The organism is Lutibacter sp. (assembly GCF_021647475.1).
Classification (GTDB): Bacteria; Bacteroidota; Bacteroidia; order Flavobacteriales; family Flavobacteriaceae; genus Lutibacter.
This window is the reverse complement of record NZ_JAKIUR010000008.1, coordinates 52579-79371: the sequence shown is the minus strand read 5'-3', so window position 1 is coordinate 79371 and position 26793 is coordinate 52579. Positions and strand designations below refer to the sequence as shown.

Annotated in this window: 25 protein-coding genes; 19 read left to right on the top strand and 6 right to left on the bottom strand. The window is 28.0% G+C overall.

Translation table 11 applies throughout. The features are described 5' to 3' along the window. Nucleotides 1-197: 197 nt before the first annotated feature. The 3 genes from L3J60_RS03470 to L3J60_RS03460 form a co-directional block, all read right to left on the bottom strand. Nucleotides 198-494 carry a hypothetical protein gene (locus L3J60_RS03470; RefSeq protein WP_291974095.1) on the bottom strand — a complete coding sequence of 99 codons (297 nt, stop codon included), beginning with the start codon at nt 492-494 and terminating at the stop codon, nt 198-200. 39 nt (nt 495-533) lie between these two features. Continuing rightward, the gene (msrA, locus tag L3J60_RS03465) at nt 534-1166 is read right to left on the bottom strand and encodes a peptide-methionine (S)-S-oxide reductase MsrA (protein WP_366836772.1); all 633 of its coding nucleotides are present in this window, start codon (nt 1164-1166) and stop codon (nt 534-536) included. Between the two features lie 76 nt (nt 1167-1242). Further along, nucleotides 1243-2265: a GntG family PLP-dependent aldolase gene (locus L3J60_RS03460; RefSeq protein ID WP_291974094.1), complete on the bottom strand. Its 1023-nt coding sequence runs from the start codon at nt 2263-2265 to the stop codon at nt 1243-1245. Between the two features lie 45 nt (nt 2266-2310). Here L3J60_RS03460 and prfB point away from each other — a divergent pair, with 45 nt between their 5' ends. The 18 genes from prfB to L3J60_RS03370 all read left to right on the top strand — a co-directional run bounded on the left by prfB (nt 2311) and on the right by L3J60_RS03370 (nt 21495). Beyond that, on the top strand, nt 2311-3417 hold the full coding sequence (prfB, locus tag L3J60_RS03455) for a peptide chain release factor 2 (protein WP_291974093.1): 1107 nt from the start codon (nt 2311-2313) through the stop codon (nt 3415-3417). A gap of 165 nt (nt 3418-3582) precedes the next feature. Then, on the top strand, nt 3583-5208 hold the full coding sequence (locus tag L3J60_RS03450) for a vitamin K epoxide reductase family protein (protein WP_291974092.1): 1626 nt from the start codon (nt 3583-3585) through the stop codon (nt 5206-5208). A gap of 120 nt (nt 5209-5328) precedes the next feature. Then, nucleotides 5329-5520: a hypothetical protein gene (locus L3J60_RS03445; RefSeq protein WP_291974091.1), complete on the top strand. Its 192-nt coding sequence runs from the start codon at nt 5329-5331 to the stop codon at nt 5518-5520. A gap of 72 nt (nt 5521-5592) precedes the next feature. Further along, nucleotides 5593-6735: a TlpA disulfide reductase family protein gene (locus L3J60_RS03440; protein ID WP_291974090.1), complete on the top strand. Its 1143-nt coding sequence runs from the start codon at nt 5593-5595 to the stop codon at nt 6733-6735. Between the two features lie 94 nt (nt 6736-6829). Further along, a complete protein-coding gene (locus L3J60_RS03435) occupies nt 6830-7003 on the top strand; it encodes a hypothetical protein (RefSeq protein WP_291974089.1) in 174 nt (57 codons plus the stop codon). A gap of 232 nt (nt 7004-7235) precedes the next feature. Continuing rightward, complete coding sequence (locus L3J60_RS03430; protein ID WP_291974088.1) at nt 7236-7409, top strand: hypothetical protein; 174 nt, start codon at nt 7236-7238, stop codon at nt 7407-7409. Between the two features lie 235 nt (nt 7410-7644). After that, complete coding sequence (locus L3J60_RS03425; RefSeq protein ID WP_291974087.1) at nt 7645-7839, top strand: hypothetical protein; 195 nt, start codon at nt 7645-7647, stop codon at nt 7837-7839. A gap of 81 nt (nt 7840-7920) precedes the next feature. Further along, nucleotides 7921-8979 (top strand): TlpA disulfide reductase family protein, encoded by a 1059-nt coding sequence (locus L3J60_RS03420; RefSeq protein ID WP_291974086.1) that lies wholly within the window; start codon nt 7921-7923, stop codon nt 8977-8979. Nucleotides 8980-9059: 80 nt separating this feature from the next. Then, a complete protein-coding gene (locus L3J60_RS03415; RefSeq protein ID WP_291974085.1) occupies nt 9060-9239 on the top strand; it encodes a hypothetical protein in 180 nt (59 codons plus the stop codon). A 111-nt stretch (nt 9240-9350) separates the two neighbouring features. Continuing rightward, nucleotides 9351-10718, top strand: a complete 1368-nt coding sequence (locus L3J60_RS03410; RefSeq protein ID WP_291974084.1) for a TlpA disulfide reductase family protein — start codon at nt 9351-9353, stop codon at nt 10716-10718. A gap of 98 nt (nt 10719-10816) precedes the next feature. Continuing rightward, nucleotides 10817-10960 carry a hypothetical protein gene (locus tag L3J60_RS03405; protein ID WP_291974083.1) on the top strand — a complete coding sequence of 48 codons (144 nt, stop codon included), beginning with the start codon at nt 10817-10819 and terminating at the stop codon, nt 10958-10960. Nucleotides 10961-11064: 104 nt separating this feature from the next. Beyond that, entirely contained in the window at nt 11065-13251 is a 2187-nt protein-coding gene (locus L3J60_RS03400; protein WP_291974082.1) for a peptidase domain-containing ABC transporter, read from the top strand. A gap of 80 nt (nt 13252-13331) precedes the next feature. Then, entirely contained in the window at nt 13332-13580 is a 249-nt protein-coding gene (locus L3J60_RS03395) for a hypothetical protein (RefSeq protein ID WP_291974081.1), read from the top strand. A gap of 106 nt (nt 13581-13686) precedes the next feature. Continuing rightward, nucleotides 13687-14979 (top strand): HlyD family efflux transporter periplasmic adaptor subunit, encoded by a 1293-nt coding sequence (locus L3J60_RS03390; RefSeq protein WP_291974080.1) that lies wholly within the window; start codon nt 13687-13689, stop codon nt 14977-14979. Nucleotides 14980-15055: 76 nt separating this feature from the next. Then, nucleotides 15056-15676, top strand: coding sequence for an HAD family phosphatase (locus tag L3J60_RS03385; protein ID WP_291974079.1), 621 nt, complete (start codon nt 15056-15058; stop codon nt 15674-15676). 164 nt (nt 15677-15840) lie between these two features. Next, the gene (locus L3J60_RS03380; protein WP_291974078.1) at nt 15841-18237 is read left to right on the top strand and encodes an outer membrane beta-barrel protein; all 2397 of its coding nucleotides are present in this window, start codon (nt 15841-15843) and stop codon (nt 18235-18237) included. A 218-nt stretch (nt 18238-18455) separates the two neighbouring features. Beyond that, a complete protein-coding gene (gene arsC, locus L3J60_RS03375; RefSeq protein WP_291974077.1) occupies nt 18456-18794 on the top strand; it encodes an arsenate reductase (glutaredoxin) in 339 nt (112 codons plus the stop codon). Nucleotides 18795-19038: 244 nt separating this feature from the next. After that, nucleotides 19039-21495: an outer membrane beta-barrel family protein gene (locus L3J60_RS03370; protein ID WP_291974076.1), complete on the top strand. Its 2457-nt coding sequence runs from the start codon at nt 19039-19041 to the stop codon at nt 21493-21495. A gap of 54 nt (nt 21496-21549) precedes the next feature. Here L3J60_RS03370 and L3J60_RS03365 read toward each other — a convergent pair whose 3' ends face one another. Further along, on the bottom strand, nt 21550-21711 hold the full coding sequence (locus tag L3J60_RS03365; protein WP_291974075.1) for a hypothetical protein: 162 nt from the start codon (nt 21709-21711) through the stop codon (nt 21550-21552). A gap of 221 nt (nt 21712-21932) precedes the next feature. Here L3J60_RS03365 and fumC point away from each other — a divergent pair, with 221 nt between their 5' ends. Next, entirely contained in the window at nt 21933-23330 is a 1398-nt protein-coding gene (gene fumC / locus L3J60_RS03360) for a class II fumarate hydratase (protein WP_291974074.1), read from the top strand. Nucleotides 23331-23501: 171 nt separating this feature from the next. Here the strand turns inward: fumC and L3J60_RS03355 are convergent, their stop codons facing one another. Both L3J60_RS03355 and pta read right to left on the bottom strand, forming a co-directional pair. Then, nucleotides 23502-24686 (bottom strand): acetate kinase, encoded by a 1185-nt coding sequence (locus L3J60_RS03355; protein WP_291974073.1) that lies wholly within the window; start codon nt 24684-24686, stop codon nt 23502-23504. Nucleotides 24687-24695: 9 nt separating this feature from the next. Continuing rightward, the gene (pta, locus tag L3J60_RS03350; RefSeq protein WP_291974072.1) at nt 24696-26789 is read right to left on the bottom strand and encodes a phosphate acetyltransferase; all 2094 of its coding nucleotides are present in this window, start codon (nt 26787-26789) and stop codon (nt 24696-24698) included. Between the last annotated feature and the right edge of the window lie 4 nt (nt 26790-26793).

Here is a 26793-nt window from a genome sequence, read left to right as displayed (position 1 = left end):
GTTTTTATCTTTCTTGCTCGTAAATCGCAAATTGTGTCTGCTAATGTGGGTTGTTTCTGTAATTTCATACATTAAAAATAAGACTTAATTAGTTAAATAACAAATGATTAAATGATTTTTATACCTCCAATTTAATCACTTTTACCTTGCAACGGTCTTAAAATATATATTAATATTCCTAATATTATATTACCGAGTTAATAAGTTCTTGAATTCAAGTAATCTACTAGTTGTTTTTTTATCAGATATTTATAAATCCAAGTGAGCGTAAACGTAGGTAGTAAATCCGTTCCAAAAACACCTGCTTCTTCTATAAATGATACTACACTAGCAACTTTACCTTCTACACCTTGATACATTTGATAAATTAAATAAGCAGACAACGGAGCCCAAACAACATCCGAAAATTCTCCAATAAATGGAATTACAAAGGAAAGCATACCAATGCCATCAAAAAGTAAACTAAGTAATAATAATTTGTATTTTTTTTGCATTCTAATTTTTAAACTCAATATTACAAATTATATACAAATTTAATTCGCTTTCAGTTTATCCTTATATTTTTTAATGAATTTTTCTAATTTTGGATTGATAACAGCCCTACAATAACCTTGGTTTTTGTTATTGTTATAATAATTTTGATGATAATTTTCTGCTACATAAAAAGTTATAAATGGAACTACTTGAGTAACAATTTTATCTTCAAAAACTTGAGCTTTAGTTAATTCAGAAATAAATTTTATTGCAGTTTCTTTTTGTTTTTCTGAATGATAAAAAATTGCTGAACGATATTGAGTTCCAACATCATAACCCTGCCTATTTAACGTAGTTGGATCATGAGTACTAAAAAATACATCTAAAATTTCTTGAAATGAAATAATTTTTGGATTAAATTTTATTTCAATAGCTTCTGCATGTCCTGTAGTTCCCGTTGTTACATCTGCGTAAGAAGGATTTTTAATATGACCTCCTGTATAGCCTGATTTTACAGATTCAACACCTTTTAACCGTTGAAAAATAGCTTCTGTACACCAAAAACAACCATTTGAAAATGTTGCTGTTTCTAATTTTTTTGACATTTTTGATTTCTTTGTTATTGTTGATTGTCCAAAAATACTATTTCCAGTAATAACTACTACTGTTAGTAATAAAAGTAATTTCTTCATTTATGTTTTTTATAATATGTCGGAAATAGGATTATAGAATTACAAATAAAATCATAACTTCTAATAATGATTATATTTAAATATTTTCAATAGTTTTAATTACAATTTCAAGCATTTCTTCCGTAAAATCTAAATGAGTTACCATCCGCAATTTTCCTTGTCCCATAGAAATTAAAGATATTCCTTGTTTGTTTAACAACGCTATAAAATCTTGTTCTTTAATACTGTCAATTACATTAAAAATTACAATATTTGTTTCAATGGGTTCTACATTTTTTATCAAAGTACACTTCTGTAGAGCATCTCCAATTGCTTTTGCTCGGCTATGGTCAATTGCTAATCGTTCTACATGATTATCCAACGCGTAAATTCCGGCTGCAGCTAAATAACCAACTTGACGCATAGCTCCGCCAAATAATTTTCTAATTCTCAATGCTTTAGCTATATTTTCTTTTGAACTTAAAAGTACCGAACCAATTGGAGCTCCCAATCCTTTTGATAAACAAATGGAAATAGTATCAAACACTTTTCCGTATTGCTCAGGAGTTTCATTTTTAGCAACTAGTGCATTAAATAATCGTGCTCCATCTAAATGAAGTGCCAAATTATTTTGTTTACAAACTTTTTGTATTTTTAATATTTCTTGATAATCCCAACAAGCACCACCACCTTTATTGGTTGTGTTTTCAATGGCAACTAACCTTGAATAAGGTACATGAATATCCGATCTGCCGCCAGAAATGGCTTCTTCTAACTGATTAGCAGTAAAAGTTCCTCTATTTCCATCAATTAAATGAGACGTTACTCCAGAATTAAAAGCTGCTCCTCCTCCTTCAAAATTATAAACGTGTGCCCATTTATCACAAAATAACTTATCGCCCGGTTGGGTGTGTAATTTTATAGCAGTTTGGTTTGCCATAGTTCCTGACGGAAAAAACAAAGCATCTTCCATACCAAACATTTCAGCTATTTTAACTTGGAGTTTATTAACTGTTGGATCCGATTTAAACACATCATCCCCTACTTCAGCATTCATCATTGCTTTTAACATTTCTGGGGTTGGTTTGGTAACTGTGTCACTTATTAAATTTATTTGCATATTATTTAAAATGAAAAGTTATTTTTGTATAATTATTAAATTAAAATGATTTCAAACGACCAAATACTAAAATTACAAAATCGCATTGGCAAGTTAAAAACTTACCTTGGCATTGACAAGAAAATAATTGAAATTTCTAACGAAGAAGAAAAAACGGCTAATCCAGATTTTTGGAAGCACCCAAAAGAAGCTGAATTAGCAATGAAAAAACTTAGAAATAAGAAAAAATGGGTTGAAGATTTTAATGCTATTAATGCAAATGCTGAAGAACTTTCGGTAGCTTTTGAATACTTTTTAGAAGGAGAAATTACGGAAGATGAAGTTAAAAATCAGTACCAAAAAACAGTACATTTAATTGAAAATTTAGAATTCAAAAATATGCTTTCTCACGAAGGTGATAATTTAAGTGCAGTTTTACAAATTACGGCTGGAGCTGGTGGAACAGAAAGTTGCGATTGGGCACAAATGTTATTGAGAATGTACTTAATGTGGAGTGAAAATCAGGGTTTTAAAGTTAAAGAATTAAATTTTCAAGGAGGTGATGTTACTGGAATTAAAACGGTTACTATTGAAATTGAAGGTGAGTATGCTTTTGGTTATTTAAAAGGTGAAAATGGCGTGCATAGGTTGGTTAGAATATCACCTTTTGATAGCAATGCAAAACGGCATACTTCTTTTGCTTCGGTTTACGTTTACCCATTAGTTGATGATAGTATTGAAATAATAATTAACCCTGCAGATATTGAAATAATAACTGCTCGTTCAAGTGGTGCTGGCGGTCAAAATGTTAATAAAGTTGAAACCAAAGTTCAATTAACACACAAACCTACAGGAATTCAAATTTCCTGCTCAGAAACTCGTTCTCAACACGAAAATAGAGAACGAGCATTACAAATGTTAAAATCTCAACTGTATGAAATTGAACTAAAAAAACAACAGGAAGCTCGACAATATATAGAGTCTGGCAAAATGAAAATAGATTTTGGTTCTCAAATTAGAAATTATGTAATGCATCCATACAAATTAGTGAAAGATGTTAGAACTAGTTTTGAAACTGCAAATGTTGATGCTGTTATGAATGGTGATTTAGATGGATTTATTAAAGCCTATTTAATGCAACAAGGTCAAGAAAAAACAAATAATAGTTTATAAGTAATCTGTTTTCTAAAGATTACATTCATCTGTAAACTAACATAAATAACGTTTTTTTATCAACAAATGATTGTTATTTCGTAATAATTTGTATATTAATGAGATTAAAAAAAGTTTTAATAAAATTATTGACACTTTAAATTGTTGTATAAAAAAAATTGCTTAATGAACAACCAACTAATTTTTCTGTTAACTCAGCTCACAAAAAAAAATAACATTATATTAGATAAAGAGGAAGCTAAAATCCAGCTTTTGAGTCATCCTTATTATCCAAGTATTAATAGTATTACTGATTTATTCAATCATTTTAATATTGATAACCTTGTTTTGAAAGTAGCTACTAATTTAGAAACCCTATCACAAATTCCTGATTTTTTTTTAGCTCAAATAAAAGAAGATCAAAATAATCAACTTGTTGTAGTTTCAAAAAACAAAGGTGGTGTTGAATTAATTTACAATAAAAATAAATCTAAGAATATAGATGTAACTACTTTTTTAAAACTGTGGACAGGTATAATATTAATTATAGAAAAATCAGAGAAAGCGAAAACATCGAAATCAAATAAAATCAATAAAGTCAAAAACCTAGTTACTTTTACAACCTTAATAGCATTTGGATTTATTTTTTTAGCAGCTAAACCTTCATTTTTTGAGATAATACACTTCACTTTATCTAGTATTGGTGTCTATATTAGTTATCTTATTGTTCAGCATGAATTAGGTTTAAATTCCAAAATTTTAGATAAGTTTTGCTCAGGTCAAAGTAAAAAAACAAATTGCGATGCTGTATTAAGTTCTAAAGGTGCTACTATTTTTGGATTATTTAAGTTAAGTGATGTTGGATTGGTTTATTTCACAAGTTTAGTAACAGTTTGGTTAATTTTTGCCTTAAATGGATTGCAGTCAATTTCAGTAATTTTTATGCTAAGCACATTAGCAATCCCTTTTACTTTTATATCTATTTATTATCAATGGAGGGTTATAAAAAGTTGGTGCCCTTTGTGCTTAACTATTGTAAGTATTTTATGGTTACAATTTGGCTCTTTATTTTTAGATAATGTAAATTTAGAAAACATAACAATAGTAGATTCAAGTTATTTATTATTTGTAGCTAGCCTTTTAATAGTGACATCGCTTTGGGCTTTTATTCATCCATTATTAAAAAAAGAACAACAATACAAAAAATTGAAAATAGAGCATATTAAATTTAAAAGAAATTTCGACTTATTTAACGCTGCACTAAATTTAAACGCCCCACTAAATACAAAAATACCATTGATAAAAGAGCTAGTTTTCGGAAATAAAAATGCCCCTTTAAAATTAATGGTTGTTACCAATCCTATGTGTGGTTATTGCAAAGAAATCCATAAACTAATTGAAAATATTCTTAAAAAAGAATATCCTGAAATTCAAGTAACTATTAGATTTAATGTCAATCCAGATAATATCGAATCAGAAGGTACTAAAATTGCCGCTAAACTATTAGAATTATACAATTCTACAAACGAGAAAACTTGTTTAAGTGCTCTGTCTGATATTTATGGAGAAATAGATGCTAATACTTGGTTAAAAAAATGGAATGAAACTATTGATAAAGAGTATTTCAAAACACTTAAACAGCAAAAAGAGTGGTGTACTAATAACAAAATAAATTTTACACCAGCTATATTAATAAACGGAAAACAATATCCAAAAGAGTATGAAAGAATGGATTTGTTATATTTTATAGATGATTTAATTGAAGAACAAGTTGCACTTAAAAGCACTCAACCTATAATGGTAAACTCATAAATAAAAAAATCCCTAAAATTAATTAGGGATTAATGAACAATATTCTCTCGCGAAGAATAGACACAAACTGTGAGTGTCTTTAAATGTTCACAGCAAATATAATTATAAAAATTATTAATTATGAAAAAACAATTTTTAAACTTAGGTAAAGCTTTAAATAAGGCTGAACAAAAATTAATTAATGGAGGAACGATGCTTTATGGTGATAGATGTGATGGAGGTGGGTCTTGTCCAGAAGGAATGATATGCTGTGGACCTCCGGGTGGAGCTCAATATTGCCAAGGTTGCCCTTGTGATCAAAATTGTGGATAATTTATCTAAGGTACAAGCTCAATTGAACTTGTACCTTAATATTCAAAAATTTAAACATACTTATTATTATAAATGAAAATCAAGTTTAAAAAAACGTTTATTTTTTATTTCATTCTATTTCTTTTTATAAGTTTTTTAGCCTCTTGTAAGAAAACAGAATCTAAAGATTATAGAATTAAAGGAGAAATTAAAAACTACAACGGAACAGTTTATTTAATAAAGGCAATTGATGCTATATATTATTTTAACAATTTCATAAAAGATAGTACAATAGCTGTGGATGGTAAATTTGAATTTAGGCTAAGTAAAAAAAATAACATTCCATTACCATTTTATATAGAAACAGCCCAAACAAGAACAGGTCAATTCATTTTAGAGCCTAAAAATCAGCAGTTATTAATAGATAGTTTGTATTTTAATGTTAAACCAATAATAATCAGTGAAAATTCAACAATACAAAATGAAGAAGTAATTTTAGGAGAAAAATTAAAGCCTTTTTTAAATGAATTTAAAATAGAGTTTAAAAAGATTAGGGGTAATGATTTACCAAAAGACTCTATTGAAAAATTTTCAATAGCATTACGAAAAAGTTTAACAAAACATAACTATAAAACTCTCATAGATTTTACTAAAGAATTTCCAAATTCATATGTGGCATTTTGGAAAATTTTAATAAGCCAAATGTATAATGGGTACAATGAAGAGCTTGAAAAGGCTTATAACAATCTTTCAAATACAATAAAGCAAACCAAAGAGGCTAAAATTTTTAAAAAAAGGATGTTGGAAGCGAAAATGTTACAGGAGGGTAATCTCTTCCCAGAAATAAAATTAAGTAATATTGATTCAAAGGAATTAATTTTTAAGGTATTTGAAAATTCTGACTCAAAATATATTTTGATAGATTTTTGGTTTAGCTATTGTGGACCATGTATTGCCCAATTCCCTAAGCTAAAAGAATTACAAAAAAAATACAGCCCAAATCAATTAAGTATAATTAGTATTTCAACAGATAAAACTAAAAATGTAAATAACTGGTTTAAGGTTGTTGATAGAAAAAAAATAACGTGGTTAAATTTATTAGATGAAAATGGAACTGAAACTTCAGTTCTAGGTATTAATAAATTTCCAACAAATTATCTTTTAAATAAAGAAGGTATAATTTTAGAAAAGGATATTTCTTTAACTGATCTAGAAAAGGTTTTAAAAGAAGATTAAATTATAAACAATATTCTCTCGCGAAGAATAGACACAAACTGTGAGTGTCTTTAAATGTTCACGGCAAATATAATGATTATAAATATTATTTATTATGAAAAAACAATTTTTAAATTTAGGAAAAGCTTTAAGCAAAGCTGAACAGAAAGAAATTAATGGAGGTGGAAAACAACTAAAGCTACGAAGACCTGATTCTTGTGATGAAATAACAGAGATTTCTAGAGCAGAATGCTTCTGTCTCTATTTTAGTATTTGCGAAGGGGCTTAAGAGGATAGTATTAGTGATTAATCATTTTTGTGTTAACTTTTTCAAAAGCTACTACCAGTAGTAGCTTTTGATTTTAATTAATGTAAAATTAAAAAAAATTCCTAATTACTAACAAGTTGAAATCCAAGATAGCTACTTAAAAGGAATAAAATTATTCTCTCGCGAAGAATAGACACAAACTGTGAGTGTCTTTAAATGTTCACAGCAAATATAATTATAAAAATTATTAATTATGAAAAAACAATTTTTAAATTTAGGAAAAGCTTTAAGCAAAGCTGAACAGAAAGAAATTAATGGAGGTGGAAAACAACTAAAGCTACGAAGACCTGATTTTTGTGATGAAATAACAGAGATTTCTAGAGCAGAATGCTTCTGTCTCTATTTTGGTATTTGCGAAGGGGCTTAAGAAGATAGTATTAGTGATTAATCATTTTTGTGTTAACTTTTTCAAAAGCTACTACCAGTAGTAGCTTTTGATTTTAATTAATGTAAAATTAAAAAAAAATCCTAATTACTAACAAGTTGAAATCCAAGATAGCTACTTAAAAGGAATAAAATTATTCTCTCGCGAAGAATAGACACAAACTGTGAGTGTCTTTAAATGTTCACGGCAAATATAATGATTATAAATATTATTTATTATGAAAAAACAATTTTTAAATTTAGGAAAAGCTTTAAGTAAGGCGGAACAGAAGAACATCTTTGGAGGTACAATGCTTTACGGTGGTGAACCTTGCTCTGCTTGTTCAACAAATTCAAACTGTAATTCTGGTGTTTGTGCAAATTTTGGAGGTGATTGTTCTCATCCATGTGGATGTGGTAGAATGTGCTTATAAGTTGTAGAATTTTTTAGTTGAAGAGTTAGTTACTTTTAGTAATCAGCTCTTTGATTAAAGTAAATGCAAATTTAACTTTTTATGAAAAGAAATTATCTATATATTTTGCTAACAGTAATTTTAATAATTAGTTGCAAAGATCAAAAAAATATAAAATCATTTACATTAAATGGTACTGTTAACGGTGATACTCCTAATTATATTTATCTTGAATATGGTAAAGTTAGAGATTGCACTATTGTAATGAATAACAAATTTCAGTTTATAGGATTTGTAGAAAAACCAATAGAAGCGACTTTTATAATTCCTCCTATTTCCTCAATGGTAAATGATTGGTTTTATTTAGAGAATAATATCGTTGATATTGAAATTTCTATAGAGAAAAAAACAATGAAGACCTATGAAATAAACTTTATTAAAGTTGATACTATTTTAGGTGTGAAGACAGAACTTATTCGAAGTGATTTTGAAAGTTTTAAAAGATCATATAAAAGTGATGCCAACTGGAATTCAAAACTATTTCAAAAATTAGCTAAAATTATTGAAAAAAAACCAAGCAATAGTTATAGTGGATATTTATTGGCGGAACAAGTTATTAATGAGGATTTAAATATAGACCAAATTAAGTATCTATTTAAAAAAATAGATTCCAATGCATTATCAAATACTCAGCTTGAATCAATAAGAAGAGTTGTTTACCCAGATTTAAGTATAGAGGTTGGAAAACAGCTATTTGATTTTGATTTACCCAATCTCAAAAATGAAATAATTAGTTCAAAAAATTTTAGGGGAAAAGTTGTTTTGATTGATTTTTGGGCTTCTTGGTGTGCTCCTTGTAGAAAAGTAAATCCTGAACTTTTGGAAATTTACAAGCAGTTTAAAGATAATGAGTTTACAGTTTTAGGCGTTTCTTTAGATGTAGATTTGAAAAAATGGAATAATGCCATTGTTGAGGATAAACTCATTTGGGAAAACATTATAGATATAGAGGGATTTAATGGGGAAATCGCAGCAAAATATAACGTTACAAGTATTCCTACTAATTTCTTAGTTAGTAAAAATGGAAAAATAATAGCTAAAAATATAACTATTGATGATTTAAAAATTCAACTAAACAAGATTTTAGGTGCAAATAATTAAAATATTCTCTCGCGAGGAATAGACACAAACCTTGAGTGTCTTTAAATGTTCAAGGCATATTAAACCATAAAATTTTTATTATGAAAAAACAATTTTTAAATTTAGGTAAAACTTTAAGTAAAGCTGAACAGAAGCAAATTAATGGGGGTGAATACCAGTTAGAATGTACAGACGAATGTAGTTCTGATTCTGAATGTTATATGGGGCAAACTTGTAAATCAAGATATTGTGCTGAGAACCCTTGGAGTTATTGTGGGTAAAACAAAACAGTAATTATCTCACTATACTATATTCAGTCAATAAAATATTGACTGAATATTAGTTTAATTAGAGAAATAAATTAAAAAATCCTTTAGCCTAGAATATATATCATGAAACAATTAAAATTAATCTATCTATTATTTTTTATAATTATAATGTATGCTTGTAAAGAATCTACAGATTTAAATAAGACAATTATTTCTGGTTTTATTAAAAATTCAAAAATTGACAGTTTAATTTTATATGATAAAGATTATAAACCAATTAAAACAATTCATTTAAAGAAAGACAATACTTTTATAGATACAGTTGTAATTCCAAAAGGGTATTATTTTATAGGTGATATGAGAATATTAACTGAGATGTTTTTAAAGCCAGAAGATAAATTAAGTATTACTATAAATTATAATGAGAATATTCCTAAATACTCATTTTTAGGAATTGGAGCCAAAGAAAATAATTATTTACAACGAAAAAGATTGTATAATAAAAAGTTTAAAAATATTACTAATTATAAATATTTTTTGAATTTAAGTGAATCAGATTTTTTAAAGTTGGCAGACTCAATTAATATTACAAAAATTGACTTTTTAAAGTCTCAGGTCAATTTGGATAAGGATTTTAAATTTTATGAGTTATTTGTAGTTGAAAATGAAAATGCTTCACTTTTAAATCAATATAGAAGATGGAGAGGAGAATTTTTAAAAAATAAAGATTTTAAAGTTTCGGAAAACTATCCGAATCCTTATAAAAATATTAATGTATCCAATAAAAAATTATTGGAGCATCCAAAATACATGCAGTGTATAAAAGACTTTATTTCTTATAAAATGGAAAATGTAAATTCTAAAGATGAAACATTAACTACTTTAGAAATAATTGATAAAGAGATCAAAAATCAAAAAGTTAAAGATGAATTAACTTTTGAAATAATAAAATCTGCAATATCACAAACTAAAATGTTAGATGAAGTCTACACTAAATTTAATTCAATTGAAAAAAATCATTTATACAAGAATGAAATTAGAAAAATGTATTTAAAACTAAAAAAAATATCAAAAGGAACAACTTCCCCTATGTTTGAATTACATGATATTAATGATAAATTATTTAGAATCAGAGATTTAAACGGCAAATTAATTTATATAGACATTTGGGCAACTTGGTGTATTCCTTGTGTACGAGAAATCCCCGCATTAAAAAAATTAGAAGAAGATTTAAAAAATAGAGATATTTATTTTGTTAGTATCTGCACTAGTGATACTAAAGAGCGATTTAAAAAAATGGTAAAAGAAAGAAAACTAGGTGGTATTCAATTATTTGCACCTGATGATGACATTCCCTTTTTTAAAGAATACTTTTTAAATGAAATTCCAAGATACATATTAATTGATAAGGAAGGTAAAATAATTGATGCCAATGCTTATAAACCTTCCAATCCAAAATTAAAAGAATTAATACTTAAAAATTTGAATTAACTATAAATTTATAAATAATATTCTCTCGCGAGGAATAGACACAAACCTTGAGTGTCTTTAAATGTTCAAGGCTATATTAAATATTAAATTTTTTTATTATGAAAAAACAATTTTTAAATTTAGGAAAAGCTTTAAGTAAAGCGGAGCAGAAAGAAATCAATGGTGGTAATCCAGCACCTATTTATTGTGATGGGAAAGAATGCCCGTCAGGTATTTGTATTTTAGGTACTTATTGCTGGTAATAATTATGTAGTAAAATTTACTGACCAAAATGAAAATTTATATTTTTATTTTGGTTTTTAAGAATATTTTTTTATAAAAATATATAAATAATGAAGTTTACTTAATGAAAAAATTCCCACATTATAAACAAACCGAAGCCAAAGATTGCGGTCCCACGTGTATTAAAATTATAGCCAAATACTACGGCAAAATCATTAATACACAACAACTGCGTACGCTTAGTGAAACTACGCGTGAAGGTAGTAGCTTATTAGGTTTAAGTGATGCAGTTGAGAACATGGGTTTTCATTCTTTAGGGGTTAAACTTTCCTTTAACAAACTATTAGAAGCTTCTTTGCCATGTATTGTGCATTGGAATAAAAATCATTATGTAGTAGTTTATAAAATTAAAAAAGGAATAATCTATATTTCAGATCCAGCTCATGGATTAATAACCTATACCAAAGATGAATTTATAAAAAGTTGGATAGGTAATAATGCAAATGAAAATACTGAAGAAGGTATTGCTCTTTTACTTGATCCAACGCCTAAATTTTATCAAGAAGAATTTGATAAAGATGAACCCTTTGGCTTTAGCTTTATTTCCAAATATTTGTTTAAATACAAAAAATTTATTGTTCAGTTAATTATTGGTTTACTCGCTGGTAGTCTATTACAATTAATATTTCCTTTTTTAACGCAAAGCATTGTAGATGTTGGTATAAAAAATCAAGATATAAATTTTATTTATCTTATCCTTTTTGCACAACTGTTTTTATATATAGGAAAAGCAAGCTTAGAGATTATTAGAAGTTGGATTTTATTACACCTTAGCACACGAATAAATATTTCATTAATATCCGATTTCTTTATCAAACTAATGAAATTGCCAATATCCTATTTTGATGTTCGAATGACAGGAGATTTACTCCAACGCATCAATGATCACAAGCGTATTGAGCGAATTTTAACAACCTCTTCTTTAACAATTTTGTTTTCACTTTTTAATCTGGTTATTTTCAGTTTTGTGTTAGGGTATTATAGCTTTCAAATTTTAGGAGTTTTTGTTTTAGGGAGTATTCTTTATATTTCCTGGGTGTTATTTTTCTTTAAAAGAAGAAAGGAGCTAGATTATAAACGTTTTTCTCAAGTAAGTCAAGAGCAAAGTAAAGTAATTGAGCTCATCAACGGGATGCAAGAAATTAAACTTCACAATGCGGAAAGACGAATGCGTTGGAATTGGGAATATGTACAAGCTCGCTTGTTTAAAATTTCTACTAAAAGTTTAGCTCTAGAGCAAACTCAAAGTGTTGGTTCTAATTTTATCAATGAACTTAAAAATATGTTTATTACCATTTTATCAGCTAAATTAGTAATTGAAGGTAGTATTACGTTGGGTATGATGATGGCAATAAGTTACATAGTTGGACAATTAAATGCTCCTGTAATTCAATTAATTGGTTTTATGCGTGATGTACAAGATGCCAAAATATCTTTAGATAGGTTAGGTGAAATTCACAACAAAGAAGATGAAGAAAAAGAAGGAGAAGAAAAAATAACAACAATTCCTGAAAATGCAGATATAAAATTAAATGGAGTTTCTTTTAGATATACAGGAGGGTTAGAGCCCGTTTTAAAAGAGGTATCTTTTACAATCCCTGCCAATAAAACAACTGCCATTGTTGGAGTTAGTGGTAGTGGTAAAACTACGTTAATGAAACTGCTATTACGATTTTATGAACTTGACAAAGGAGAAATTCTTGTAAACAATTTCAATTTAAAGAACATTTCACAAAGAGTGTGGAGAGCACATTGTGGTGTTGTAATGCAAGAGGGGTATATTTTTAATGATACCATTGCTAAAAATATTGCTGTAGGTGAGGATTATGTGGATACTAAAAAGTTATTACACGCTGTGGATATTGCAAATATTTCAGATTATATAGAAGGACTTCCTTTAGGTTATAACACAAAAATTGGGAATGAAGGATCTGGACTAAGTACAGGTCAAAAGCAACGCTTATTAATTGCAAGAGCAGTTTATAAAAACCCTAAATTTTTATTTTTTGATGAAGCAACTTCTGCGTTAGATGCAAATAATGAATTGGTAATAATGAATAAGTTAAACACTTTTTTTGCAGATAAAACAGCGGTAGTTATTGCACACAGATTAAGTACTGTAAAAAACGCACATCAAATAGTAGTGTTAGATAATGGAAGTATCGTAGAAATAGGAAGTCACAAAGAGCTCATAAAACAAAAAGGAAACTATTACCATTTGGTGAAAAACCAATTAGAATTAGGTAGTTAAAACATTCTCTCGCGAGGAATAGACACAAACCTTGAGTGTCTATAAATGTTCAAGGCTATATCAAATTTTAAATTTTTATTATGAAAAAACAATTTTTAAATTTAGGAAAAGCTTTAAGTAAAGCGGAGCAAAAACAAATTAATGGAGGTACATTTGATGATGGAAATCCAGGTCCATATTATGATGGAATTGGTTCGTCTCTCGGTGATGGTGGCGGAAACTCATGTCCAGATACTGGTTGTGGTTGGATTGTAGATCATCATACTGGAGCTCAATTAGTTGGGACTTGTCTGGTAACTACTAACGGTAGTTATTGTGTCTATCGTTAAATTATATTTTTAAATTAGAGGAATGCTGAAGCATTCCTCTAATTTATTGTTTTATCAAATCGTAATATAAAATATGACTATAATTATGTATTAATAAAATAAATAAATGCCAAATAAAAAAGAAAAAATACAAATACGTAGCGAAGAAGTACAGGAAATATTAAGCTATGTGCCTAATTGGATGGTTAGGTATGGAAATACCTTAGTATTATTATTAATTTTACTATTGTTATTAATTACATGGTTTGTAAAATATCCTGATGTTATAACTGCGGAAGTGGTTGTTACTACAAAAATACCACCAGAAAAAATTTATGCGAAATCAACTGGTAAAATTGAAACCATATTGGTTAACAATAGAGCTAAAGTAAGGGCAAATAGTATTATTGCAGTAATTGAAAACACAGCAAATTACAAAGATGTTTTATTGCTTAAAAGCATTGTAGATACAATTACAATAAATAAAAAGGAGTTTATTTTTTCGATAGATGAATTACCATTTTTAGCACTTGGTGATATTACCTCAAATTTTTCAAATTTTGAAACTAATTATTCTGAATATATTTTAAATAAAAAGTTGAAGCCCTATTCTAGTGAATTTTTAGCAAATAATGTTTCTCTTGCTGAAGTTAAAAATAGATTGGCAATTTTAAAATCTCAAAAAGAATTAAATAAAAAAGAATTAGAATTCGATAAAAAAGATTTAAACAGAAGTAAAATTTTATTTGAAAAAGGAGTTATCTCTGCTCAAGATTACGAAAGAAAACAATTAGAGTACACAAAATCAAAACGTAGTTTTAAAAATATGAATAGTTCAATTTCTCAGTTACGTGAGGCAATTGGAAGTTCCAAAAATACCATAAAAAGCTCTAAAATAAAGAAAACCCAAGAAGATACTAGATTGTTAAAAAAAGTAATACAATCGTTTTACGAATTAAAAAGATCAATAAAATATTGGGAATTACGCTATGCTTTAGAATCTTCCATTGCAGGTGAAGTTTCTTACATGTCTTTTTGGAATAAAAATCAAACAGTAAATGCAGGAGATTTAGTTTTTACTATAATTCCTTCAAAAAATTTAGGTTATATAGGCAAAATAAAAGCACCTATTCAAAATGCAGGAAAAATTAAAATTGGTCAAAAAGTTAATATTAGATTAGCTAATTATCCTGCTACTGAGTTTGGTATGTTGTCTGGTAAAGTTGAAAATATTTCACTCTTTCCAGATAAAGATGGAAATTATCTAATAGATGTATCACTTAACAAAAAGCTAATAACTTCTTACAATAAACAAATTGATTTTCAGCAAGAAATGCGTGGTAAAGCAGAAATTATTACAGAAAAGCTACGCCTTATCCAACGCTTTTTTTATCAACTTAAAAATGTATTTGATAAATAAAATTCTGTAAATTAGATGGATTTATTAAAGCCTATTTAATGCAACAAGGTCAAGAAAAAACTTCAAATGAATGGTAATGAAAAATAAAATAAACACTATAATTTTTGATTTAGGTGGCGTTTTAGTAGATTGGAACCCTAAATATGTGTATAGAAAAGTGTTTAATGATGATGAAGAAAAAATGCAATGGTTTTTAAATACGGTTTGTACAAGTGATTGGAATATGCAACAAGATGAAGGTAGAACTATTGAAGAAGCTGTAAATCTTAAAATAGCCGAATTTCCGAAATATGAAGAATGGATTAGGTTGTATTACAAGGAATGGCATCGCATGTTTTCAGGTAGTATAAACGAAAATGTTACCCTTTTTAAAAAATTAAAAGCTACTAATAGCTACAAAATATATGCTTTAACCAATTGGAGTGCAGAAAAATGGGAGTTAGCTTTAGAATTATTTCCCTTTTTTAATGAGTTTGACGGAATTGTAGTTTCTGGACAAGAAAAAACTAGAAAACCACACCTCAAAATTTATAAAACACTTTTTAATAGATATCATATTATTCCTGAAAAGGCTATTTTTATTGATGATAATAAAGAAAATATAATTGCTGCCAAACAATTAAATTTAAACGGAATTCACTATACAAATTATGCTCAACTATTACAACGGTTGGAATTCTATAAAATTATTTTTTAAAGATTTTATTAATTTTTTAAATATTTAGCAATAAACAGGTAAATAAACCGTATAAATAGTTGTTATTTCATAATAATTTGTATTTTTACAAAGTTAAGAAGATTAATTTGTCAATAAAATTATTGATACGTAAAATTGTTATAAAATATAAAAAAACTGATTGTATGAGAAAAGTATTTTTACTACTTATCTTTGTAGTTCCTACATTGGTCTATAGCCAAAATTCAAAAAAATCTATTTATACCGTTTCTGGTAAAATAATTGACATCTCAAGTAAAAGACCATTAGAAGATATTACTGTTGTTTTTAAAAGTACCGATTCAACAAAAATAATGTACGGAGGCATTACCAATGCAAGAGGTAAGTTTTCTATAGATGTTGAAGAAGGAACTTATATTGCAACTGTTGGTTCTTATCCATATAAAACTAAAAAATTAAGTATTTCTACCATTAATAGAGATATTAATATCGGAACAATTTCAATTGAAATGGATATTAATACGCTTAGTGAAGTTGAAGTGGTTGCAGAAAAAAGCACCCTAGAATTTAAAAGAAATAAACTAGTATTTAATGTTGGTAAAGATATTTCAGCTGATGGTGCCACCATTACCCAAGTTTTAGGAAATATCCCTTCCGTTGATGTTGATCCATCAGGGAGTATAAAAATAAACGGACAAAGTAATGTTGTAGTACTCATTAATGGACAAACCTCTACGTTATCAAAATCGGATGTTTTAAAAACATTACCTGCCGGAAGTGTTGAAAAGGTAGAAGTTATTACTAGCCCTGGAGCAAAATATAGTGCAACCGTGCAAGGTGTTATAAATATTATTCTAAAAAAAGGTAAAAATGAAGGTTTAAATGCTTCTTTAACAGGAACAGGTGGTTACAAAGATTATTATGGTGGTTTATTAACTTTAAATAATAAAACTAAAAAACTAAATTTTTATACCAATACCCAATACTCTCATAGAAATCCAATTGATGTTGCTAGTTATAAAAATGAATATTTTGTAAATAACAACACAACGTCATTTTTAAATGAAAATTCCAAAAATGAACGACCAGCAAATACTTTTATAAGTACCGTTGGCTTAGATATTAATTTATCTAAAAAAAGTACACTCAGCACTTCTATAAATTACACAAATATTGATGCTAGCAATCGTTCCAAAACTTTTTCAGAAATATTTGATGCAAACCATATTCTTACCGCAACTAACAATAGAATTAATGATGGTGCTTTTACCGATGAAATTGTAGAACTAGTTGCTGAATTTAATCATAACTTTAATAAAGAAGGTGAAAGTTTAAATATATATGTTTCCAACAGTTTGGATAAAGAAAATTACACTAATAAATTTAGCAATACCAACCCTAATTTTTTAGATGAAAATTATAACCAAAAAAACACATTAAAAAACACCAATACCAAAATAGTTTATGCCAATACCATTTCTAAAAATACCGATTATGAAATTAGATATGAAGGTAATTTTGGTGATACTCCATTTGAATATATACAAAACAATACCAACCAGAAGATAGATTTTAAAGATGAAAGTAATGCCGTTTCTGCTGTATTAGCTAGCCAACTGAATAAACTATATGTGCAATTTGGTTTACGAGCCGAATTTTTAAAATATAAAACTAATTATGAATATTTAAATACCGTACAAAACAAAGATTTTAACAATTTGTTTCCTGACGTTACTTTATATTATAGTTTTTCAGATTCTAAAAGTTTAAGTTTTTACTATGGATATAAGTACCTGCCTCCTGGTTTTTATGATTTACAACCCTTTGAAATAAAATTAAGTGAGACTAATAGTAATAAAGGAAATATAGATTTAAACCCTATTTATGTCGATAATTTTCAATTAACATATGCTTTTTTTGGTAAAAAAATAACTATTATTCCTACGCTAATATATACCATTTATAAGGATTATAGACAGAGTGTAACGTATGAAACTGGCGAACAAGTAAATGGACTTAATAAATTAATTACAATGCCTTTTAATATAGGTAAATTAAAATATGCTGCTGTCAATATAAATGCCATTTATAAACCAAACAAGATAATTAGCTTTACCGCAAATGTATTAGTAGGTAATTTTAATCAATCTGGGGTATTTCAAATTGTAAACACAGCTAACAAAACCATTACACAAAATTTTAATAATAATAACACTAATGTTGATTTTAGCTTATTAACTCAAATTAAAATCCCAAATTGGTTTAATTTTCAAACTAAGGTAAGCCATTATTTAATTTCTAAAGGTCCTGTTTCCACAAGGCAAGCATATACCTATGCTAATTTTGCTATTAGTAAAGATATACTTGGTAAAAATGCAACTATAAGTATAACTTCTGATGATATTTTTAATTCTTATAGAACTAAACGAACTAGATTTGATACCAATTATATTTCAGATGCATATATTAAACAGAAATACCCAACCATTTTAGCATCCTTTACCTATAGATTTAACCAACGTAAACAGGATAGAAAAATTAATTTTGATAAGAAAGCAGAAGAAACTAAAAATAAATTTTAATGCTTATTTTTGTTAAAACTAATGCATATCCATTTTGTATCATATTTATACGTCATGCTGAACCTGCCTGACCGGCAGGCAGGCTTGTTTCAGCATCTTATAGTTTTTACTAATCACCAATTTATATTGATGATACCCTGAAATAAGCCCGCCTGCTGCTGGTAGGTTCAGGGTGACGAACATTTATGATTAATTACGGACAATCAATAAACTTATTTATGAAAATTTATCACAATCCACGTTGCAGTAAAAGTCGCCAAGGCTTAGAAATATTAAAAAATTCAAACAATCCTTTTGAAGTTGTAAAATATTTAGAAAAACCTTTTACACAAGAAGAACTAGCAGAATTAATAAAATTATTAGGTATAAAACCTATTGATTTAGTTAGAAAAAATGAAACTATTTGGAAAACGGAATATAAAGGCAAAAGCTTATCAGATAACGAGATTATTGATGCTATGGTTGCAAATCCAAAGCTTATAGAAAGACCAATTGTAATTGCCAATGGAAAAGCAATTATCGGTCGCCCACCAGAAATTATAAAAAGTATTTTATAACAAAAATCAAAATGTCATTGCGAAAATTATAAACGTAGTGTCATAATTTGAAGCAATCTTTTCATAAAAATGAGATTGCTTCCTCGTTTCGATTTGCTTAATTATCACAATGATGTAGCTTATTGATTTTCCGTACACAACTTGTTTTCTTACATCAAACTTAGGTTAACAAGGTTTAACACTCGTTAACATAGTTTCATTTTAATTACCTATATATTTGCACCGAAAAATAGTAAATATACCTATGAAAAATATATTCAGTTTAATACTTTTTATCCTATTAACATTCCAAAGTAATGCTCAAAATTACCAAAACTCTAATTCAACAATTCTAGTTACAGGAAAAGTTTTAGAAAACGAAACCAAGCAACCATTAGAATATGCAACCATAGTTTTAACTCCAAAAAATGGTAAAAATATAACAGGAGGCTTAACAAATGCCAAAGGGAATTTCTCCATTGAAGTAAAAAAAGGAAATTATAATGTTTCTGTAGAATTTATATCTTTCAAAACAAAAAAATTAAATAATATTTCATTTATAAATGATACTCATCTAAAAACTATTTATTTATCACCAGATGCTCAAGCCCTTGATGAAGTTGAAATAATTGCAGAAAAAAGCACTGTTGAAATTCACTTAGATAAAAAAATATACAACGTTGGTAAAGATATGACTGTAAAAGGTGGCACTGCATCTGATGTGTTAGATAATATTCCCTCGGTTGACGTAGATGTAGAAGGAAATGTAAGTTTGCGAGGAAATGATAACGTTCGTATTTTAATAAATGGAAAACCTTCTGGTTTAGTTGGTTTAAACGGAACAGAAGCTTTAAAACAATTACCCGCAGATGCCATCCAAAAAGTAGAAGTAATCACTAGCCCATCAGCACGTTATGACGCTGAAGGTACTGCCGGAATATTAAATATTATTTTACGAAAAGGCAAAATTAAGGGTTTCAATGGCTCTTTAACAGCTACGGCTGGAAATCCTGATAATTTTGGTGGTTCAGCAAATCTTAACTTTCGTTCAAAAAAATTAAATATTTTTACAAATACAAGCTATAGCTATCGTAATGCTCCTGGAAATTCAAATAATTTTACCACATATTTTGATGATTTTAATATCAAAAAATCTTCTAAAAAAGAAGATAAATTATATAAAAGAAAACGTAATAGTTTTAATACAAGGTTTGGTATGGAATACTATTTAACCAAAAAAAGTAGTATTACTGGAACAGTTTTATACAATGAATCAGATGGTTTAACTAATTCAATCAATGCAAGTAATGAGTTTGATAATTTAGATGTATTAACTAAAACAAATGATAGAATTGAAAAAGATAAAGGAAATAATAAGACCACAGAATATGCTTTAAACTTTACACAAGATTTTAAAAAAAGTGGGCATAAGTTAACTTTTGATTTTCAGTATGATAACACTGATCAAAACAGTTATGCACATATAGCAGATACAGATTTATTTCCTGCCAATGTTATAAACAATCCTGAAAAAAATTCTACCATACAAAGTGCTAACACCTATTTAATTCAAAGTGATTATGTGCTACCTTTTGGTAAAGATTCACAATTTGAATTCGGTTTTAAATTTGATTTAAATACGTTAAATTCTGATTATTTAGTAGAAGATTTTGATGAAACAACAAATCAATATTTCAATAACACCAACTTTTCAAATACGTTAAAATTTGAACAAAATATTTATGCTGTTTATTCTCAATATGGTAAAAAAATAAATAAATTTTCATACTTATTAGGTTTGCGAATGGAAACCACTGATAGAAAAATTAATTTAATTCAAACTAATGAAATTGATAATAAAAACTATACTGAATTTTTTCCAACAGTTAATTTAGGTTTTGAGTTTAATGATACTGAAAGCTTAACTTTAGGTTTTAACAGAAGATTACGAAGACCTAGACATTGGTTTTTAAACCCTTTTGAAACACGAACCAGCAAAACATATATACGTAAAGGAAACATTAGCTTAGATCCTGTTTACACCAACTCATTAGATTTAGGCTATTTAAAAAGATGGAATAAATTCACTTTAAACTCCTCAATATATTATCAACACTCTATCAATAATTTTGAATTTGCCCAAAAGGAAGAAACAAGAATCATTGATGGAATATCAACTTTGGTAATTGTCAGAAGTCCTATAAATTTAAGTTCACAAGATAGATATGGATTTGAATTTACTGCAAATTACAAACCTTTTAAATGGTGGCGTTTATCTAATAGTTTTAATTTTTATAGTTATCAAACTAAAGGAAATTACAATACTATAAATTACGATGCCAATGATGTTAGCTGGTTTACACGTTTTAATTCTAGAGTTTCCTTACCGGGGAAAATAGATTGGCAAACCCGAGTTATGTACAGAGGTCCCAGAAAAACTGCTCAATCAAATAGAGAAGGAATGTTCATGCTAAATTTAGCTTTTAGTAAAGATTTATTTAAAGATAAAGCTACACTTTCATTCAATGTAAGCGACTTATTAAATACACGTAAACGAAAATCAATAGATTACACGCCAACAACTGTTACTACTGGAGAATTTCAATGGAGGCAGCGACAAATATTATTAAATTTTACGTATAGATTTAATCAGAAAAAGAAACGTTCAAAACCTCAAGGAAATTATAATGGTGGCGGTGAAGAAGAACAATTTAAAGCATAAAAAAAGAGGCAATTATTAAAAATTGCCTCTTTTTTATTTATATATGTAAACAAATTACTTCGCTTTTTTTGCTTCTTTTCTATATTTAATTATTTCTTTAATGTTTCCAATTAACCAATAAGGAACTATAAAGGTTAATAAAAAAATCATCAACCAAAATCCCATAGTGAAAATGGATAAAAAAATTAAAAATCCTGAAAATTGTGCTAAGTCCATAGTAAATTGTCTAATTGTTCTTATTTAAGACAAAACTACTATTTATTTTTAATTTAACAATAAATTTTCATTTTTTTTCATTCGTTACAATTCTTACAAATAAAATCAAAAAAAATAGCTAATTTTAAAGAAGTTAAAAGTCACTTTTTGTAACTTTGAATTTCACTACTACGCTACTAAAAAATTTGATAAATTAAAACATAATCTTATAAAATTTTATTATGAAATACAGAATTGAAAAGGACACTATGGGTGAAGTTAAAGTTCCTGCAGATAAATATTGGGGAGCTCAAACAGAACGATCTAAAAACAATTTTAAAATTGGTCCAAGTGCATCTATGCCTCATGAAATTATTGAAGGTTTTGCCTATTTAAAAAAAGCTGCTGCACACGCTAATTGCGAATTAGGAGTTTTACCAGAAGATAAAAGAGATTTAATTTCTAAAGTTTGCGATGAAATTTTAGCGGGAAAGTTAGATGATCAATTCCCTTTAGTTATTTGGCAAACAGGCTCAGGTACACAAAGCAATATGAATGTAAATGAAGTTATTGCCAATCGTGCTCAAGAACTTGCTGGAAGAGTAATTGGTGAAGGAGAAAAAGTAATTCAACCTAATGATGATGTAAACAAATCACAATCTAGTAACGATACTTTTCCAACAGGAATGCATATTGCTAGTTATAAAATGTTAAATGATATAACTATTCCTGGAATTGAAAAACTTCAAAAAACATTTGTAGCAAAATCAAAAGAATTTAAAGATGTTGTTAAAATTGGTAGAACACATTTAATGGATGCTACCCCTTTAACTGTTGGACAAGAATTTTCTGGCTATGCATCTCAATTATCTCACGGTTTAAGAGCTTTAAAAAACACATTACCTCATTTAGCTGAGTTAGCTTTAGGAGGAACAGCTGTTGGAACAGGCTTAAACACACCAAAAGGATACGATGTTTTAGTAGCAAAAAAAATTGCTGAATTTACAGATTTACCTTTTGTAACTGCCGAAAATAAATTTGAGGCCTTAGCAGCACACGATGCTATTGTTGAAAGTCACGGAGCGTTAAAACAATTAGCCGTTTCACTTAGTAAAATGGCACACGATATACGTATGATGGCATCAGGACCACGTTCTGGTATTGGAGAATTAATTTTACCAGCAAATGAGCCAGGAAGTTCTATTATGCCAGGAAAAGTAAATCCAACTCAAGTTGAAGCATTAACTATGGTTGCTGCACAAGTAATTGGTAATGATGTTGCAATTACTGTTGGTGGACTTCAAGGTCATTTTGAATTAAACGTATTTAAACCTGTAATGGCGGCTAATTTTTTACAATCTGCACGTTTATTAGGTGATGCTTGTGTTAGTTTCAACGATAATTGTGCTGTTGGAATTAAAGTGAATACCGAAAGAATAAATGAGTTATTAAATAATTCGTTAATGTTAGTAACCGCTTTAAATCCAAAAATTGGTTATTATAAAGCTGCAGAAATTGCAAATACGGCACACGCTAATGGAACAACTTTAAAAGAAGAAGCTGTTAGATTAGGATATGTTACCGCCGAACAATATGATGAATGGGTAAAACCAGAAGATATGTGTGGTTCTTTAAAATAAATTGTAATTTATTAACCTAAAAAAGAGAGTATCTAAAAAGTAAAAAATTCGTCAACCTGAACTTGTTTCAGGTTCTTATAATAACTGGTAATCAGTAAGATGAGATTCTGAAACAAGTTCAGAATGACAGTTTTCAAGACTTTTTAGATACTCTCTTTTTTGTAATTAATATTACTTAACTAATTGATAGCTTTGTTTAGCAATTTCTACTTCTTCATTTGTAGGAATAATTAACACTTTTACTTTTGAAGTTTCTGATTGAATTTCAGTAAGTTTTTTAGCTCCTAAATTGTTCTTTTCAGTATCTAAATTAATACCTAAATAATCCATATTCTTACAAACTAAATCTCTAATTAAAACAGAATTTTCTCCAATTCCTGCGGTAAATACAATAGCATCTAAACCATTCATTGCTGCTGCATAAGAACCAATGTATTTTTTAATTCGGTAAGCATTCATATCTAAGGCTAATTGACATTCTTTATTTCCTTTAGCTGATTCTGCTTCAATATCACGTAAATCACTAAAACCTGTTAAACCTAACATGCCACTTTGTTTTTGCAACATATCATTAACTTCTTCTAAGGTATATCCTAAATTATGTACTAAATAATAAATGATTGTGTGGTCAATGTCTCCGCTTCTACTACCCATAATTAAGCCCGTAACTGGTCCAAATCCAAGGGTATGATCAATACTTTTACCATTTTCAATAGCTGTCATACTACATCCATTACCTAAATGAATGGTTATTAATTTAGAATTTTGTATTCCTAAATATTCAATGGCTTTTTCTGAAACATATTTATGACTTGTTCCATGAAAACCATAAACACGAATGTGTTCTTCTGTTAAAAATTTATTAGGAATAGCATATTTATAAGCAACTTCAGGCATTGTTTGATGAAAAGCAGTATCAAAAACAGCTACTTGTGTGGCTTTTGGAAAAATATTTTCACAAACGTTGATACCTTCTAAATTTGGAGGATTATGCAAAGGTGCTAAAGAAAATAATGATTTTATTTTATCTTTAACTTCATTATTAATTATAGTTGTATTTGAAAAAGTGCTTCCACCGTGAACAACTCTGTGCCCAATAGTTTTAATTTCATCCGTAGATTTTATTACTCCAATTTTATCATCTAATAAAAACTGAACTACTTTTTTAAGTCCAACTTCATGAGTTGGAATTTCTAAAACTTCATTAATTTTATTTTCTGATGATTTATAATGAATTTCTGCATTATTTAATCCAATTCGTTCAACCAACCCCGAACAAATTACTTCTTCCTGAGGCATATTTATCAATTGATATTTAATGGATGAACTTCCTGAATTTATTACTAATATTTTCATGTTTTTATGTTAAATGCCTTGTGCTTGAATTGCTGTTAAAACAACAGTGTTAAAAATATCATTAATAGTACAACCTCTACTTAAATCGTTAATGGGTTTATTTAAACCTTGTAACATTGGTCCAATTGCTAAAGCACCTGTTTCACGTTGTACTGCTTTATAAGTGTTGTTACCCGTATTTAAATCTGGGAAAATCAAAACATTTGCATGTCCTGCTACTTCTGAATTTGGTAATTTACTTTTACCTACTGATAAATCAACTGCCGCATCATATTGAATTGGTCCTTCTACTTTTAAATCTGGTCTCAATTTTTTAATAATTTCTGTAGCTTTTCTTACTTTATCTACATCTTCTCCTTTTCCAGAAGCACCTGATGAATAGGATAGCATTGCTATTTTAGGTTCAATTCCAAAATTAACGCTTGAATTTGCAGAAGATATTGCAATTTCTGCTAATTGCTCTGCATTTGGATTTGGATTAATTGCACAATCTCCAAAAACAGAAACTCTATCATCTAAACACATAAAAAATATAGAAGAAACTACTGAAACGCCTGGCTTGGTTTTAACAAATTGCAATGCTGGTAAAATAGTATGTTGTGTGGTATGTGCAGCACCTGAAACCATTCCATCAGCTAAACCTTTATACACCATCATAGTTCCAAAATAGGAAACATCACACATTAAATCTTCTGCCATTGCCATAGTTAAGCCTTTATGTTTTCTTAATTCAAATAATGAAGTAACAAAATCTTGATAATACTCAGATTCTCCAGGTTTAATAATATTAATTCTATCAATATTAGTTTTTAAATGAAGTCTTTTAAGAGCGTTTTCAATTTTAGCTTTTTCACCTAAAATGGTCAAATCAACTACATCCATTTCAATCAATTTGCAAGCAGCAGTAATTATTCTATCATCATTTCCTTCTGGTAAAACAATATGTTTTCTAACTTGTTTTGCTCTTTTGAGTAAATTGTATTGAAACATTCTTGGTGTTATTCCACTATTAGTAAATGAAATTAATTTTTCATTAAGTTTATGTGATTCTACATATTTATCAAATGTATTTAATGATGTAATAATTTTTCGTTTATTACTCGCATACATTTGAGCCCTAACAGACCCCACAATATTAGTGGCTTCAAAAGTGCCTTGTTTTGCAGAAATTATAGGTACAATTTGATTTAAACCATCAATTAATTTTACAATGGATTCATCTAGTTTAATACCTCCTGTTAAAACAATTCCAGAAATAGATGGATAATTTGAAGATATGTTTGCTTGTAACGCTCCTAAAATTACATCAGCACGGTCACCAGGAGTAATAATTAAACTATTTTCTTCTATATGTGTTAAGTAATTACGCAATTGCATTGCACCAACTTTAAAACTTGCTGCTTGGTTATTTAAATGTTCTTTTCCAAATAAAACTTTTGCATTAAGTGCTTTGGAAATTTCTTTAACCGTTGGATTATTTAAAGAAGGAATTAATGGAATTACATTAACAAAAACATTTTTAGGTAAATTTTTCTCAACTCCTTTTTTAACAATTTCAATATTTTCTTCTTTAACTTTATTTGCAATAACCGCCAATACTTCTACTTCTTTTTCTTTAAAGGAATCGTATGCCAAATGTAATCCGTTAATAAATTCTTCTAATGTTTTGCCAATACCAGTAGAAACTATAATTGCAGGTATTCCTAAATTTTTTGCAAATAAAATATTTGCATCTAATTCAATAGCTGCCGTTTCATTAGAAAAATCAGTACCTTCCACTAGCATAAAATCATATTGTTCTTCTAGTTTTTTGTACTTTTCAATAATTATATCTAAAACTTCTCCTTCTTTACCTTCATTACGTTTATTTATAAATTCAGAACGCGTTAATCCATAGGCATCTTCTGGATTTAAATTTAACTCAAAATAAGAAATAATCGTTTTAATATGATTGTCTTTTTTTCCTTTTTTTACATCATCTATTATAGGTCTAAAATAACCAACTTTTGCTGTTTTGCCAAGCATCATTCTCATTAAACCTAAGGTTATTAAAGATTTACCACTATGAGCTTCACTTGTAGCAATATATATTGCTTTATTCATTTTT